20 protein-coding genes are annotated in these 14,520 nt (G+C 73.7%); 13 read left to right on the top strand and 7 right to left on the bottom strand.

Annotation, left to right across the window (positions count from 1 at the left end):
* Positions 1 to 19 precede the first annotated feature (19 nt).
* The gene (deoD, locus tag JX575_RS05795; RefSeq protein ID WP_186341516.1) at positions 20 to 739 is read right to left on the bottom strand and encodes a purine-nucleoside phosphorylase; all 720 of its coding nucleotides are present in this window, start codon (positions 737 to 739) and stop codon (positions 20 to 22) included.
* Between the two features lie 45 nt (positions 740 to 784).
* Here deoD and nudC point away from each other — a divergent pair, with 45 nt between their 5' ends.
* Positions 785 to 1,708 carry an NAD(+) diphosphatase gene (nudC, locus tag JX575_RS05800; protein ID WP_241005352.1) on the top strand — a complete coding sequence of 308 codons (924 nt, stop codon included), beginning with the start codon at positions 785 to 787 and terminating at the stop codon, positions 1,706 to 1,708.
* 36 nt (positions 1,709 to 1,744) lie between these two features.
* On the opposite strand, the gene JX575_RS05805 is transcribed toward nudC, so the two are convergent.
* Complete coding sequence (locus JX575_RS05805; RefSeq protein ID WP_186341517.1) at positions 1,745 to 2,209, bottom strand: hypothetical protein; 465 nt, start codon at positions 2,207 to 2,209, stop codon at positions 1,745 to 1,747.
* Between the two features lie 44 nt (positions 2,210 to 2,253).
* Positions 2,254 to 2,496 (bottom strand): mycoredoxin, encoded by a 243-nt coding sequence (locus JX575_RS05810; protein ID WP_186341518.1) that lies wholly within the window; start codon positions 2,494 to 2,496, stop codon positions 2,254 to 2,256.
* 93 nt (positions 2,497 to 2,589) lie between these two features.
* Between JX575_RS05810 and JX575_RS05815 the strand changes: the two genes are divergently transcribed.
* From JX575_RS05815 to JX575_RS05835, 5 genes are all read left to right on the top strand, one after another.
* A complete protein-coding gene (locus tag JX575_RS05815) occupies positions 2,590 to 4,713 on the top strand; it encodes an ATP-dependent DNA helicase UvrD2 (protein ID WP_186341519.1) in 2,124 nt (707 codons plus the stop codon).
* A gap of 119 nt (positions 4,714 to 4,832) precedes the next feature.
* Positions 4,833 to 5,018 (top strand): hypothetical protein, encoded by a 186-nt coding sequence (locus JX575_RS05820; protein WP_186341520.1) that lies wholly within the window; start codon positions 4,833 to 4,835, stop codon positions 5,016 to 5,018.
* A gap of 112 nt (positions 5,019 to 5,130) precedes the next feature.
* The gene (locus tag JX575_RS05825; protein WP_313960524.1) at positions 5,131 to 5,511 is read left to right on the top strand and encodes a WhiB family transcriptional regulator; all 381 of its coding nucleotides are present in this window, start codon (positions 5,131 to 5,133) and stop codon (positions 5,509 to 5,511) included.
* Between the two features lie 47 nt (positions 5,512 to 5,558).
* Complete coding sequence (locus JX575_RS05830) at positions 5,559 to 5,753, top strand: hypothetical protein (RefSeq protein WP_186341521.1); 195 nt, start codon at positions 5,559 to 5,561, stop codon at positions 5,751 to 5,753.
* Positions 5,754 to 5,902: 149 nt separating this feature from the next.
* The gene (locus tag JX575_RS05835; protein WP_186341522.1) at positions 5,903 to 6,070 is read left to right on the top strand and encodes a hypothetical protein; all 168 of its coding nucleotides are present in this window, start codon (positions 5,903 to 5,905) and stop codon (positions 6,068 to 6,070) included.
* A 13-nt stretch (positions 6,071 to 6,083) separates the two neighbouring features.
* Here JX575_RS05835 and JX575_RS05840 read toward each other — a convergent pair whose 3' ends face one another.
* Together JX575_RS05840 and JX575_RS05845 are read right to left on the bottom strand one after the other, a co-directional pair.
* The gene (locus JX575_RS05840; protein ID WP_186341523.1) at positions 6,084 to 6,596 is read right to left on the bottom strand and encodes a hypothetical protein; all 513 of its coding nucleotides are present in this window, start codon (positions 6,594 to 6,596) and stop codon (positions 6,084 to 6,086) included.
* Between the two features lie 125 nt (positions 6,597 to 6,721).
* Positions 6,722 to 6,880: a DUF5679 domain-containing protein gene (locus tag JX575_RS05845; protein ID WP_090969683.1), complete on the bottom strand. Its 159-nt coding sequence runs from the start codon at positions 6,878 to 6,880 to the stop codon at positions 6,722 to 6,724.
* 305 nt (positions 6,881 to 7,185) lie between these two features.
* Between JX575_RS05845 and JX575_RS05850 the strand changes: the two genes are divergently transcribed.
* The 3 genes from JX575_RS05850 to JX575_RS05860 all read left to right on the top strand — a co-directional run bounded on the left by JX575_RS05850 (position 7,186) and on the right by JX575_RS05860 (position 9,945).
* Positions 7,186 to 7,992, top strand: coding sequence for an enoyl-CoA hydratase/isomerase family protein (locus tag JX575_RS05850; protein WP_186341524.1), 807 nt, complete (start codon positions 7,186 to 7,188; stop codon positions 7,990 to 7,992).
* 295 nt (positions 7,993 to 8,287) lie between these two features.
* Entirely contained in the window at positions 8,288 to 9,334 is a 1,047-nt protein-coding gene (locus tag JX575_RS05855; protein WP_241005353.1) for a PHP domain-containing protein, read from the top strand.
* A 71-nt stretch (positions 9,335 to 9,405) separates the two neighbouring features.
* Positions 9,406 to 9,945, top strand: a complete 540-nt coding sequence (locus tag JX575_RS05860; RefSeq protein ID WP_186341525.1) for a M48 family metallopeptidase — start codon at positions 9,406 to 9,408, stop codon at positions 9,943 to 9,945.
* Here JX575_RS05860 and JX575_RS05865 read toward each other — a convergent pair.
* Positions 9,894 to 10,496: an NUDIX domain-containing protein gene (locus JX575_RS05865; protein WP_186341526.1), complete on the bottom strand. Its 603-nt coding sequence runs from the start codon at positions 10,494 to 10,496 to the stop codon at positions 9,894 to 9,896. The two genes, JX575_RS05860 and JX575_RS05865, sit on opposite strands and share 52 nt — an antisense overlap.
* On the bottom strand, positions 10,493 to 11,911 hold the full coding sequence (locus JX575_RS05870; protein ID WP_186341527.1) for a zinc-dependent metalloprotease: 1,419 nt from the start codon (positions 11,909 to 11,911) through the stop codon (positions 10,493 to 10,495). The genes JX575_RS05865 and JX575_RS05870 overlap by 4 nt, the downstream gene beginning before the upstream one ends.
* 87 nt (positions 11,912 to 11,998) lie before the next feature.
* Between JX575_RS05870 and JX575_RS05875 the strand changes: the two genes are divergently transcribed.
* The 4 genes from JX575_RS05875 to JX575_RS05890 are packed head-to-tail and all read left to right on the top strand — an operon-like array spanning position 11,999 to position 14,519.
* The gene (locus JX575_RS05875; protein ID WP_186341528.1) at positions 11,999 to 12,484 is read left to right on the top strand and encodes a molybdenum cofactor biosynthesis protein MoaE; all 486 of its coding nucleotides are present in this window, start codon (positions 11,999 to 12,001) and stop codon (positions 12,482 to 12,484) included.
* A 41-nt stretch (positions 12,485 to 12,525) separates the two neighbouring features.
* Positions 12,526 to 12,786, top strand: coding sequence for a hypothetical protein (locus tag JX575_RS05880; RefSeq protein ID WP_186341529.1), 261 nt, complete (start codon positions 12,526 to 12,528; stop codon positions 12,784 to 12,786).
* A 60-nt stretch (positions 12,787 to 12,846) separates the two neighbouring features.
* Entirely contained in the window at positions 12,847 to 13,899 is a 1,053-nt protein-coding gene (locus JX575_RS05885) for a S16 family serine protease (protein ID WP_186341530.1), read from the top strand.
* Positions 13,896 to 14,519 (top strand): PPA1309 family protein, encoded by a 624-nt coding sequence (locus tag JX575_RS05890; protein WP_241005354.1) that lies wholly within the window; start codon positions 13,896 to 13,898, stop codon positions 14,517 to 14,519. Before JX575_RS05885 ends, JX575_RS05890 begins: the two co-directional genes overlap by 4 nt.
* Position 14,520: the final 1 nt, after the last annotated feature.

Consider the following 14,520-nt stretch of genomic DNA (forward strand, 5'->3'; position numbering starts at 1 on the left):
GTACGACGGCTGGGGCCGGTCAGCGGTCGTCGGCCAGGGCGGCCGTGAGGGCGATCTCGACCATCTCGCCGAACGTCTGCTCGCGCTCCTGCGCGGTGGTCTCCTCACCGGTGACGATGTGGTCGGAGACCGTGCAGATCGCCAGCGCGCGACGGCCGTGGCGAGCGGCCAGCGTGTAGAGCGCGCTCGCCTCCATCTCCACCGCGAGGACGCCGCAGGCGACCATCCGCTCGAGCAGCTCGGGCCGCGCGGGGTAGAACGAGTCGCTGGAGAAGATCAGCCCCACGTGGAACGGCGAGCCGTCCTCGCGCGCCTCGGCCGCCTCGACGGCACCGCGCAGCAGGCCGAAGTCGGCGACCGGCGCGTAGTCGAGGCCGTGGAACGCGATGCGGTTGATCCCTGAGTCGGTGCACGCGCCCGAGGCGATGACCAGGTCGCGCACGCCGACGCGCTCGGTGAGCGCACCGCAGGAGCCGACCCGGACGATCGACCGCACGTCGTAGTCGGTGAAGAGCTCGTGGACGTAGATCGCCATCGACGGCTGGCCCATCCCGGAGCCCTGCACCGACACGGGCGTGCCGTTCCACGTGCCGGTGTAGCCGTACATCCCGCGCACCTCGCTGTAGCAGCGGGCGTCGTCGAGGAAGGCCTCCGCGATCCACCTCGCCCGGAGCGGATCGCCCGGCAGCAGGACGGTGGGTGCGATGTCCCCGGGCTGGGCGCCGATGTGCGTGCTCATGGCGCACAGCGTAGGCCCGCGACGTCGGTCGCTAGCCTGAACGACGTGCCTCACGAACGCCTGCTCCCGCACGTCGCCCTCTCCGCCCACGCCCACAACCGGATGGGCCTGCGCCGGACCGACGAGGCGTGGCTCGCCGAGCAGATGGCCGACCCGGCCACGCGCGTCCTGGTGGTGGCGGGCAACCGGCTGCGGCCGGTGGACGGCGCCGTCCACTGGGTCGGTCCCGACGAGGCTCCCGACGGCACCCTGGTGCTGCTGGGTGCCAGCGACGACGTCGTGCACCTCGCCGTGATCGTGCCCCCCGACCGCGCGCCGGGCCCGCCGGAGGAGTGGGTCCCGCTGCGCTCGGTGCTGACGCTCCTCGCCGACGGCAGCCCGCAGGAGGCGCCCCTGGTCATGCACGCCGTCGGACTGGCCGAGTGGCACCACGCCACCCGCTTCTGCCCGCGCTGCGGCGGCACCCTGGCCAGCCGCGCCGCGGGCCACGAGCTGCGCTGCACCCAGTGCGACCGCGCGCAGTTCCCCCGCACCGATCCGGCGGTGATCATGGCGATCACCCACGGCGAGGGCGACGACGAGGCGATCCTGCTGGGACGCAACACCGCCTGGCCCGCCGGCCGGTGGTCGACGCTGGCGGGGTTCTGCGAGCCGGGGGAGACCCTCGAGGACGCGGTTCGCCGCGAGGTGCACGAGGAGGTCGGCGTCACCGTCGGCGAGGTGGCCTACTTCGGCAGCCAGCCGTGGCCGCTCCCGGCGAGCCTGATGCTCGGGTTCACCGGCCGCGCCCTCACCACCGACATCGACGTCGACGGGGCGGAGATCGAGGAGGCGCGCTGGTGGACGCGCGCCGACTTCGAGGCGGCCGGCCGTGCGGGCGAGCTGGTCGTGCCGCGCGGCATCTCGATCTCGTCGTCGCTCATCGAGAGCTGGTTCGGCCGCCCGCTCGACGGTCCCGGCTGGGGCTGAGCCCCAGGCGCCGGTCAGACGCCGGTCAGACGCCGGTCAGGCGCAGTTGTCGCAGATGCCCGTGGCGGGCAGTGCGAGGAAGCAGGTCGGGCACAGCTTGTCGACCCGGTCGCTGGCGGCGACCCGCGGGCGCGAGGTCGTCGCCCGCGTGGTGGTCGCCCGCGTGGTGGCCGCCCGCGGCGTACGCGGTGTGCGCGCGCGGGTGCCCGGCACCCGCTCGCCGGGGGGCGAGTCGTCGCGGATCTCGAAGCCGAGGCGCCTCAGCGCCTTGCTCGCGCCCTCGGAGCCACCGGGGATGTCCGCCGGGGTGAGGGTGCGCCCGGTCGCGAGCCCGTGGGCGATGCCCGCGATGGCCGCGGCGTCGTACTCCTTGCCGTGGTGGAGCACCACGTGGGTCGAGACGCCGCCGCGCACGAGCATGTAGTTGTGCCCGCCCGCCGCGTCCCAGGTCTCCATCGCGGTGAGCACGTGGTCGCGGTCGATCGAGTTCAGCAGTGACACGGGCTCAGGCTAACGCGGACCGCTCACGGACACGAAGGCCAGCCTCACGAGAGCGAGGCCAGCTTCTCCTTGACCTGCGCCACCGACGGGTTGGTGAGCGTGCTGCCGTCGGAGAACAGCAGCGTCGGCACGGTCTGGTTGCCGCCGTTGGCCTGCTCGACGGTGACCGCCGCGTCGGGCTGCTGCTCGATGTCGACGATCGAGAACTCGATGCCCTCGCGGTCGAGCTGGCTCTTGAGGCGGTGGCAGTAGCCGCACCACGGCGTGGTGAACATGGTGAAGGTCATGGATGGAGTGTCCCCTCCGGCGTCTAGGGTGAGGAAGGCGGGTGCGCTCCACCCGCCACCAGTTCCAACCACCACCTCGCAGGAGTTGTTCCGTTGCTCGAAGCGCTCGACCCCGAGCAGCGACAGGTCGCCGAGGCACTCCGCGGGCCGGTGCGCGTCCTGGCCGGCGCCGGCACCGGCAAGACCCGGGCCATCACCCACCGCATCGCCCACGGGGTCGCGCAGGGGGTCTATGCCCCCACCGAGGTGCTGGCCCTGTCGTTCACCACGCGCGCTGCGGGCGAGATGCGCGAGCGGCTGCGGGCGCTGGGCGCGCCCGGGGTGCAGGCGCGCACCTTCCACTCCGCGGCCCTGCGCCAGCTGCGGTTCTTCTGGCCCCGGGTGCACCAGCGCGAGCTGCCCGAGCTGGTCGAGTCCAAGCTCGGCATGATCGCGCTGGCGGCCCGTCGCCAGCGCCTCGGCGTCGACCAGGCCACGCTGCGCGACCTCGCCAGCGAGATCGAGTGGGCCAAGGTCTCCAACGTCAGCCCCGACACCTACGCCGCGGTCGCGCGCAGCCGCGGCCGGGCGGTGTCCGGCCTCGCCCCGGAGGTCGTGGCGCGCGCCTTCGACGCCTACGAGGAGGTCAAGCGCGGCCAGGGCCGGATGGACATGGAGGACGTGCTCCTCTTCGGCGCCGGGCTGCTCGCCGACAACGACGCCGTCGCCGCCCAGGTGCGCCGCCAGTACAAGTGGTTCGTCGTCGACGAGTTCCAGGACGTCTCGCCCCTCCAGTACGCCCTCCTCGACCTGTGGCTCGGCGGCCGCGACGAGCTGTGCGTCGTCGGCGACCCCGCCCAGACGATCTACTCCTTCGCCGGCGCCGACGCCCGCTACCTGCGCGAGTTCACCCAGCGCTTTCCCTCGGCCACGAGCGTCGAGCTGGTCCGCAACTACCGCTCCACCCCCGAGATCGTCTCCGCGGCCAACCGGCTGCTCGACGGCACGCCCAGCAAGGGCGTCGACCTCCGCGCCCAGCGACCCTCGGGGGCCCGCATCACCTGGCGCGAGGCCGCCGACGAGGTCGCGGAGGCCGACGGCGTGGCCGACCGCGTGGCCGCGCTCCGTGCCTCCGGCACGCCCGCCAGCCGGATGGCGGTGCTGCTGCGGATCAACGCCCAGTCGGAGCGCTTCGAGGAGGCGCTCGCCGCCCGCGGCATCCCCTACGTCGTGCGCGGCGCGGCCCGCTTCTTCGACCGTCCCGAGGTGCGCCAGGCGATCACCCTCGTGCGGGGCGCGGCGCGCTCCGGCGAGGCCTCCGGACCCGTGTCCGAGGCGGTCCTGGCCGTGCTGTCGCAGATGGGCCACTCCACCGAGCCGCCCGAGGGCAGGGGAGAGGTGCGCAACCGGTGGGAGTCGCTGCAGGCGCTCGTCGACCTGGCCGCCGACTTCAGCCGCGATCGCCCCGACGCCGGGGTCGGCGACTTCGTCGACGACCTCGACCGGCGCGCCAGCGAGCAGCACGCACCCGTCGCCGACGCGGTCACCGTCGCCACGATCCACTCCGCCAAGGGCCTGGAGTGGGACGCCGTCTTCGTGGCCGGCATGCACGACAAGATGATGCCGATCTCCCAGGCCCAGACGCCGGCGGAGGTCGAGGAGGAGCGCCGCCTCCTCTACGTCGCGATGACCCGCGCCCGCGACGAGCTCACCGTCTCGTGGGCCACCGCGCGCGAGCCGGGCGGACGTTCCCACCGGCGGAGCTCGCCGTTCCTCGCGCCCCTGCTCGACGGCGTCCCCGGCCTGACCGGGCAGCGGCGCGAGCGCACGCGGCGCAACCGGGCGGCGATGCACTGCCGCGAGTGCGGCGGCGCGCTGTCGACCTCGGTGGAGAAGAAGACCGGGCGGTGCGCCGACTGCCCGGCCTCCTACGACGAGGCACTCTTCGAGCGGCTGCGCGAGTGGCGCCTGGCGCGCTCGGCCGACGACAGCGTCCCGGCGTTCGTCGTGTTCACCGACGCCACCTTGCAGCTCATCGCCGAGCACGTCCCGACCGACGAGAAAGGGCTGCGCGCCATCAGCGGCGTCGGGCCCGGCAAGATCGCCAAGTACGGCGACGAGGTGCTCGCGCTCGTCGCCGGCGGGGCCGTCGAGAGGCCCGCCGAGAGGGCCGTCGAGAGGCCCGTCGAGGGTGCCGCTGCGGGGTCCGAGACGCCTCCGCAGAAGAAATCACGGTAATACCCAGTAAATGGTTTGCCCCTCACGATGTGAGGGGTCTAACGTTTCCTCTCACGACAACCCGCGCATGGGATCGCTGACGACGATCCGCGCCTGACGCCCCGAAGGAGGTGCCCCCCGTGGAGAACTACACGAAGACGATGACGGCGTGGTCGCCGTCCTTCGGCATGTCCGCCCTCGGCCGCCCCTGTGCGCACACGCGCGTTGTCGGTGCCGGCGTGGAGGCTGTCCAGGGCGACGCCGCCGCGATCGTGCGCATCAAGGGCGATTTCCCGGGTCCTCCCGCCTGGAGTCCGTCGACATAGGTCATCCACCTACATCGGCAGCCTCCAGGCCGCGGAACCCGACACCCGGGATCCGCGGCCTTTCTGTTTGTCCTAACCACCCGCGATCAGGTCAACGACAGGAGGTGAACACATGACCATCAGCGTTCTCGACCGCAACCGAGCTGCCGACGCAACCGGGATGGAGCCCCAGGCCCCGCTCGGAGCCCTGCACGACGCAGCTGCCGGAGTGGATGAGGAGTTGCTGCCCTGCCGCGTCAACGACGCAGAGCTGTGGTTTGCCGAGTCCCCCGCGGACGTGGAGCAGGCCAAGGCCCTCTGCATCGACTGCCCCGTGCAGGCGCTGTGCCTCGACGGAGCCCTCCAACGGCGCGAGCCGTGGGGCGTCTGGGGAGGCGAGCTCTTCCTCCAGGGCGTGGTGATCCCGCGCAAGCGGCCGCGAGGCCGGCCCCGCAAGTCCGAGCAGGTCGCCACCCAGGCCGGCCAGAACCAGAAGGACGGGGCCGCCGCGTAGGCGCCACCCGCTCACCCACCTCCGAGGAACCACAGGACACACATCCCATGAAGACCTACCGAAACGGACGACACGACATGAATCTCATGCACGAAGAACTCGCACGCGCGCAAATGACCGCGCGCCTGGGAGAGGCGCACGAGCTGCGACGCGGCCACCAGCTGGCCCTGGCCCGTCGGATGAGCCGCAAGGCCGAGCAGGCCGCGCAGCAGGCGCGCCTCGCCCTCGCCCGCGCGCTCTGATGCTCCGGGGCCCCTCGGCCCCGGACCCCCTCGCCCTGATCGCGGGTGAGTCCACACCCGGTGAGCCGGTGCGTCGTCACGGTGACGACGCACCGGCTCACCGGCGTCTCCGAGCGGCCCGTGCGGCCCGTGCGGAGTAGCCTCGGGGCGTGAGCGAGCCCGTCACGTGCGACTTCTGTGGCGCCAGCGCCCCGCAGGAGCAGACCCTCACCTGGACCGTCGCCGTCGAGAACGGCCGCCGCCGCGCCTTCTGCGACACGTGCTCACGCACGCACCTGCGGGCCATGGAGAGCAAGCTCGACAGCGAGTGGTGGTGACCGCGACCCCGCCTCACGGGGCCTCGAACCACCCGCACCCGCAATAGGGGTGGCGCCGCCAGCGCCGCACGGCCGGCAGCGGCTCGTGGTCGAGGCGCCACGATGTCAGCCACGTGTGCGGCAGCTCGCCGCGCGACCAGGCGGCGAGGTCGCGCGCGGCCGTGCCCACCCCGAGGGCGAGCAGCGGGCGCGGCACGTCGTCGGCGCCCGGCGCGCCGCCCTCCTCGAGGACCGCCGCGGCGACGCACCTCGCGCACGGGCCCAGGCCCGGGGCCACCCACGGTCCCACCTCCACCGCCCACGGGTGCACCGCGAGCAGGACGTGCGGCAGCGAGTCGACCGACCACGCATCGACGGTGCTCGACACGGTCCGCCCCGGCGTCACCGCGACGCCCACGGGCGCCTCGCGGTCGAGGAGGACGCCGGCGGCGGTCAGCGCCGCGACCACGGGCGGGGTCCACGCGTCAGGGCAGTCGAGCTGCGCCCGCAGCAGGTGGGCGTACGGCGGACTAGGACGCGCGGTCACCCCTCGACCGTGCCACCTCGGGGCCCCGGTCGGGGCGTCCTCCACAGGCGGATCCGTGCCCGGGAACGACAGCGGCGGCGCCACCCCAGGGGTGACGCCGCCGCAGTGAGCTCAAGAGGTGAGGCTCACGCCTTGCCGAGGATGCGGTTCAGGTTGGTGCCGCAGACCGGGCAGACGCCCTTGGCCATCTTGGTGCCCTTGTCGTTGACCTTGATCTCGCCCTCCGCCTCGCGCTTCTCCTTGCACTTGACGCAGTAGAACTCACCGCTCCAGGTCTCCGCCATGACGGCCTCCTTGCTTGTTTCTTCGTGGTCGTCGCGACGGGGTTGTCGTAGGGGAAGCCCGCCGGGGATAACTGGCGGTTGCCAGCGCTCCGCGGACGACCCTACGCCACGCTCGGGCCACGCTCACGCACCACACGCGCCACGCGTGGAAACCCGCTTCCGGGACCGGCACCCGTTCGGCCGCCGTTTGGCCCCCTCCCGGCTCCCTCCCGACCACCGCCCGACCACCGCCCGACCGTCGCCGGACCGCCGTCGGGCGCCCGCCCGGCCCGGCCGCGCCCCGGCCGGATCAGTACCCTCGGCCCATGCCAGCGAAGTCCCCAGACCTCACGCACCTGCGCCTCGAGCGCCCGTCAGAGGGGGTCGTCCTGCTGACCCTCGACAACCCCGCCATGCGCAACGCGATGAGCGAGCAGATGACCTCGTCCTGGGTCGCGGCCACCGACGCGATCGCGGCGGACCCGTCGGTGCGGGCAGTCGTCGTCACGGGGGAGGGCAGTGCCTTCTGCTCCGGCGGCGACACCTCGTGGATCGCGAGCGAGCCCGACGCCGGCGTCGACCGGCTCCGCTCGCGGATGCTGCCGTTCTACCGCTCGTGGCTCTCGATCCGGCGCCTGGAGGTGCCCACGATCGCGGCGGTCAACGGGCACGCGATCGGCGCCGGGCTCTGCCTCGCACTTGCCTGCGACATCCGCTACGCCGCCGAGGGTGCCAAGCTCGGCGTGCCCTTCACCAAGCTGGGCATGCACGCCGGCATGGCCGCCACCCGACTGCTGCCCGACGTCGTGGGGGCGGCGCACGCACGCGACCTGCTGCTCACCGGCCGGGTCGTGGAGGCCGACGAGGCGCTGCGCCTCGGGCTCGTCTCCCGGGTCGTGGACCGCGCGACCTTCCTCGACGACGTGCTCGAGACGGCGGCCGGCATCGCGGCCACGGCTCCCATCGCGTCGCGGCTGACCAAGGTCGCGCTGGCGGGCGGCGGACCCGCCGACGTCGAGTCGGCGCTCCAGTGGGAGGCGCTCGCCCAGCCGGTGACCCTCGCCACCGCCGACCTCCAGGAGGGCATCGCGGCAGCGCGGGAGAAGCGGGCGCCGGAGTTCCGCGGCCGCTGAGGCACGCTGCACGTAGGAGGGCCCCACGGCCCTTGGCGCCTGCCTTCCCCTGCTGGCGTCGAGGAGCCGCGGGGCCCTTCTGGCCGCAACGCTAGGGCCGACCCCCCGGGCGGTCAACAGCGCGATGTCCACGCCTGTGGACAGCCCTGTGGAGACCGTGTGCACCGTGGCCCGCGGGCCGTGGACGACGGCCTCCCACATGGGGACGGGCCTGTGCGCGACACGCCCGGCCCGCGCGCCGTACTGTGCCCCTGACCAGCGCACGAGCCGGTGCGGGGGCTGTGGAGGAGAAGTAGTGGACCAGACGGAGCAGGGCGGCGCGCGCGGGCCGGTCGCGACCCTGCGGCGCATCGCGTTCCTGATGGAGCGCCAGCGCGAGGAGAGCCGGCGGATCGAGGCGTTCCGCAAGGCCGCCCGCACGATCCTGCCGCTGCCCGACGAGGAGGTACGCCGCCGCGCCGCCGACGGCACGCTCACCGACCTGCCGGGCATCGGGCCGAGCACCGCCGCCGTGATCACCGACGCCTGCAACGGCGTCGTCCCCGAGCGCCTGGCCCGGCTGGAGACCACCGCGGGACCGCTCGCCCGGGGTGGGGAGGAGCTGCGCGCCAGGCTGCGCGGCGACCTGCACTCCCACTCCGACTGGTCCGACGGCGGCTCGCCGCTGGAGGAGATGGCGATGACGGCCATGGAGCTGGGCCACGACTACCTCGTGCTCACCGACCACAGCCCGCGGCTGCGGGTCGCCAACGGGCTCAGCGCGGAGCGGCTGACCCGCCAGCTCGGGGTCGTCGACGCGGTCAACGAGCACCTCGGCGGGTCGTTCACCCTGCTGAAGGGGATCGAGGTGGACATCCTCGACGACGGCTCGCTCGACCAGACACCGGAGATGCTCGACCGGCTCGACGTGCGGGTCGCATCGGTGCACTCCAAGCTCAAGATGGACCCCGAGCCGATGACGAGGCGGATGGTCGCCGCGGTGCGCAACCGGCACACCAACGTGCTGGGCCACTGCACGGGCCGCCTGGTGACCGGCAACCGGGGCGTGCGTCCGCCGAGCAGGTTCGACGCGACGGCCGTCTTCACCGCCTGCGCGGAGGAGGGGGTGGCCGTCGAGATCAACTCCCGGCCCGAGCGGCGCGACCCGCCCACCCGGCTGCTCGAGCTGGCGCGCGACCTCGGCTGCCTGTTCTCCATCGACTCCGACGCCCATGCCCCGGGCCAGCTCGACATGCTCGACCACGGCGCCGCCCGGGCCACCGAGGCCGGGATCGACCCCGAGCGCATCGTCAACACGTGGGATCGCGACCGCCTGCTGGAGTGGGCCGGCTCGCGGTCCTGAGCGCTGGCCGCCCCGGCAGGCGGCCAGCGCGTTCGCCTGCCGATGTGGGTGCAGGAGGCTAGGTTCGGCACATGAGCACGCCGGCCAGCCCGCCCGAGGTGGAGGTGCGCCGCTCGCGCCGCCGGCGGCGCACGGTCTCGGCCTACCGCGACGGCGACCGCATCGTGGTGCTCATCCCGGCCTCGATGAGCAAGCGCGACGAGGCGACCTGGGTCGCCGACATGGTCGCCCGCATCGAGCGGCAGGAGAAGCGGCGGCTGCGCTCCGACGGCGACCTGGTGGTGCGGGCGGCCAAGCTCAACGACCTCTACTTCGGTGGCCTCGCCATCCCCGCCTCGGTGCGGTGGGTGAGCAACCAGAACGCGCGCTGGGGCTCGTGCACCCCGGGCGAGCGCACCATCCGGCTCAGCGACAGGCTCCAGAAGGTGCCCGCCTGGGTGGTCGACTACGTCCTGGTCCACGAGCTGGCCCACCTGCTGGAGTCGGGCCACACGCCCGCGTTCTGGGCGTGGGTCGACCGCTACCCCCGCGCGGAGAAGGCGAAGGGCTACCTCGAGGGCTACTCCGCGGCCGCGCGGCTCGAGCCGCCGCCGGGCGACGACGTCGACTGACGCGACCGCACGCGCGCCACGGCGGCGTCGACGAGGACGTACATGTCGTCGAACGTCGCCGGCAGCGCGTCGACGGGCCACCACCGCACGTCGATCGACTCCTCGCTCGTGGCGTGGGCGGCCGTGGGCTCCGCCGTGGCGAGGAAGCGCACGTCGAGGTGGTGCACGGTGCCCCGCTCGGAGCAGAACTCCACGGCGTGCTCGTCGACCGACAACGGCTCCTCGGCGAGGTCGAACGACGCCAACCCCGACTCCTCCACGAGCTCGCGTCGTGCGCCGTCGGCGAGCGAGGCGTCGCCCGGCTCGAGGTGACCGCCGAAGGCCAGCCACGCGTCGGCCTTGCGGTGGTGGTTGAGCAGCACCCGGCCGCCGTCGGGCGACACGACGATCGCCCCGGCGGTGAGGTGGTCGGGGAAGCAGGCCTTGGCCAGCCCGTCGGGGTGCGCGGCGAGGTGGGCGAGGAAGCGCCTGCGCAGGGCGTCCTGGCCGGGGGTCGGGGCGACCCAGCCCGTCAGCGTGGCGACCGCGGTCGCGTGGAGCTGAGCGCTCACCCGGTGGGGCGGGACCCGCCGTCGGCACTGTCCTCCGGGCCGTCCTCCGGGCCGTCCTCCGGGCTGTGCTCCGGGCCCTTGTCGGGGCCGTCGTCGGGGTCGTCCTGGCCGCCGCCGAGCAGGTCGCGCAGGCCGGCGTCGAACTCCTCCTCCGACAGCTCGTCGGGCGTCACCGAGTCCTCCCGGAAGCCCAGCGGGTCGTCGAGGTCGGCGGCGGTGGGCAGCAGGTGCGGCGACATCCAGACGCCGTCGCGGGCCTCGGTGCCCTGCCGGGTGCGCAGCGAGCCCCACAGGGTGGAGGCGTCGCGCAGGCGCCGGGGCCGCAGCTCGAGTCCGACGAGGGTGGCGAAGGTGTGCTCGGCGGGACCGCCGGCGGCGCGCCGGCGGCGTACGGTCTCCTGCAGCTTGGCCGCGGCGGGCATCCGCTCGGCGGTGGCCTGGCCGACCACCTCGTCCACCCAGCCCTCCACCAGCGCGAGCGTCACCTCGAGCTTCTCCAGCGCCGCCTTCTGGGCGGCCGACGGCTCGGGGTCGAACAGGCCACCGGTGAGGGCGTCCTGCATCGCCTGCGGGTTGGCGATGTCGACCTCTCGGAGCTTGGCCTCCATGCCGGAGGTGTCGAAGTCCATGCCGGCGCCGTACTCGGCGACCGCCCCGATGAGGTGGTCGCGCAGCCACGGCACCCCGGCGAACAGCCGCTGGTGCGCCGCCTCGCGCAGCGCGAGGTAGAGCAGCACGTCGTCGGCCGAGACGTCGGGGAGCTCCTCGGCGAAGACCGCGACGTTGGTCGGCAGCAGGGCCGCCTTGCCGATGGGGCCGAGGGGCAGGCCGATGTCGGAGGCGCTGAGCACGTCACCGGCCAGCGCGCCCAGGCCGCTGCCGACCTGGGTGGCGACCATCGCAACGCTGGCCCTGCCGATCATGGCCATCAACGGGCCGGCCAGCTGCTTCATCTCCTCGGGCATGGCCTGGCCGAGCGCCTGGGTGGCGGAGCCGGCGATCGGCTCGACGAGCACCTTCCACACGGGGATGGTCTCCACGATCCACTCGGCCCGCGACCACGCGGCGGTGGTGCTCACCCCGGACGGGAACTCGGTGGTGGTGTCGAGCCAGTGGTCGGCCAGGCGCACCGCGTCGTCGACCGCGGCGGACTGCGCCGCGCTGACGGTCGGGTCGGGCTCCTGCGCGGCCGTGCGGCGGGCCAGGTCGGTGACCGTGTCCCAGTTGACCGCCCCGTCGTGGGGCGCGAACAGGGACTGCATCTGCGCCATCAGCGAGTTGAGGTCGGGCATCCCGCCTCCCGCGCCGAACCCGCCCATCTGGGAGAAGATCTGCTCGAAGGGCGTGCCCTTGAAGGGGTTGTTGTCATCGGGACCCTGACCGGACGACCCGGGTCCGCCGGGGGTGTCACTCATGGGGCCAACGTTACCCACCCGGCCCAGCAGCCCCCGCGCCTGCGCCACGCCTGCCCCCACGGGCGCGCCGGACCTAGACTCGCCCGGGTGAGCGACCCCCTCCGCGACCCGCGTCGTGACCCGCTTCGTGACCCCGTCCGTGACCCCGTCCGTGATCCGCTGCGCCTCGTCGACATCCGCGACACCCCGCTCGACGTCGTCGAGGTGCTCGACGCCCTCGGCGACGACGGGGCCGGCGGCCTCGTCCTCTTCGTCGGCCAGGTCCGCGACCACGACGGGGGCAAGGGCGTGGTGGCGCTCGACTACTCCGCCCACCCGTCCGCACTGGCCCGGCTCGAGGACGTCTGCCGGCAGGTGGCGCGGGACCACGACGTCAGGGGAGTGGTGGCCGTGCACCGGGTCGGCGAGCTGCGCATCGGCGACCTCGCAGTCGTCGTCGCCACCACCGCAGCCCACCGCGGTGATGCCTTCGCGGCGTCCCGGGCACTCATCGACACCCTCAAGGCCGAGGTGCCGATCTGGAAGCACCAGGTCTTCGACGACCAGAGCGAGGAGTGGGTCGGCACGCCGTAGGCCTCCCGGTCCCGGGAGGTCCCTGCGCCTACGCTCGTCGGGTGGAGATCCTCCTGTGGCTCGTGCCGTCGGCCGTCGTCACTGTCGCCGCCATGGCGTGGGTGTCGTGGGCCGGGCGCGACGGCCGCGGCGAGGTCGACCGTGACGTGGCCGCCGAGCGCCTCGGCAGGGCGCTGTCGAAGGACCTGCCGGCGCCCCCCCGGCGTACGCCGGCGCCCGGGCGCGACCGCAGCACCGGCATCGCCGTCCGCCCCAGCCACGGCGCCGCGCCCCGCGACGACGCGGGCCGGCGCGCCTCCTGAGGAGTCCGCCCGGGGTGGCTCGTCGTCGGCCGGTTGCCGCCATTTGAGAGAGTTGGGGACATGAAGGAGCGGACAGGTGCGGGATTGCTCGCGCTCTGCCTGCTCGCAGCACTGTGGGCGGCGGCGGCGTTCGTGCCGTTGCCCTACGTCACCTACTACCCAGGACCGACCGTCGACATACTCGCCGACGACGACGGCAAGGAGATCGTCCAGGTCGCGGGCCGCAAGGCCTACCACGACGACGGCGAGCTGCGGATGACCACCGTCTACGTCAGCACGCCGCAGGAGGACGTCTCCCTGCCCGAGCTGCTGCAGGCCTACTTCGACCCCGACGCCGCCGTGTGGCCGCGGTCCTCGATCTACGCTCCCGACGAGACCGACGAGTCCACCGACCGCGAGTCGGAGGCGGCGATGGCGTCCTCCCAGGACACAGCCGTGGCGGCGGCCCTCACCGAGCTCGGCGAGGAGGTCGACTCCGTCGTGAAGATCCTCGACGTGACCCCCGGGCTGCCCGCCGACGGCAAGCTCGAGGTGCGCGACGTGCTGCTGCGCGTCGGCGACACGCCGATCCGGGAGGCCCAGGACGTGGTGGATGCCGTCGACGAGGCGTCCCCCGGCGAGCCCCTCACCTTCCTCGTGCGCCGCGGCGAGAAGGAGGTCAGCGTCGACGTCACCCCCGAGGAGGTCGAGGGCGACCTCCGCATCGGCATCGCGCCCGGCCTCGGCTTCGACTTCCCCTTCGACGTGAGCGTCGACATCTCCGAACGGATCGGGGGCCCCAGCGCCGGGCTGATGATGGCTCTCGCCATCTACGACACCCTGACGCCGGGCTCGCTCACCGGCGGCGCCGAGATCGCCGGCACCGGGACGATCACCCCCACCGGGGAGGTCGGCCCCATCGGCGGCATCCAGCAGAAGATCGCCGCCGCCCGCGACGCCGGAGCCGACCTGTTCTTCGTGCCGGCCGCCAACTGCGGCGGCATCGGGGGAGTGGACCCCGGCGACATGCGCCTGGCGAAGGCCACCACGATGCACGCCGCCGTCGAGACCCTGTCCGACTGGGTGGCCGACCCCGACACCGACCTGCCGACCTGCGAGGACACCGCTTCATGACCGACCCCACCCCACCGGCGCCCGACGCCGGTCCGGCCGACGCGGCCGCACCCGACGCGCTGCCGGAGGACCCCGCCCTGGCCACTGCCGTCCTCGAGATCGAGGCGCACGTCGCCCAGGACGGCTGGGACCAGCCGGCCCGCCTCTACGCCCTGGTCGACACCGCCGAGCTGGTCGCGCAGGAGCCGGCGCTCGCCGCGGTGATGGAGATCGACGGTCCCGCCGAGGACGGCTCGCTCACGCCGATCGAGCAGGACGGGCTGCCCCCCGGCCAGGTCCTCGAGGACGTGCTGCACGGCATCGCCTGGCCCGACAGCGTGGCCGGCTGCGCCGCCGTCATCGAGCGACTGGTGCTGCCGCCCGGCGTCGACGACGACATCCCCGACGACCCCGCCGCGGCCGAGCTGTTCGCGCGCGAGCACCCCGACCGCCAGGAGGTGCGCATGGTCGCGGGCGTGACCCGCGCCGGTGCGTCCTACTGCGCCCTGCGGCTGCGGGCCCACGACGACGAGCAGTCGGTGGTCAACGGCACCGAGCTGGTGCCCGGACTCCTCCAGCTGCTCCACGAGACACTGCACGACACCCCTCCCCGCCCCGACGAGAACCCTGAGCAGGCCTAGT

Origin of the sequence: Nocardioides sp. zg-1228 (assembly GCF_017086465.1) — a bacterium.
In the GTDB taxonomy this organism is placed as follows: Bacteria; Actinomycetota; Actinomycetes; order Propionibacteriales; family Nocardioidaceae; genus Nocardioides.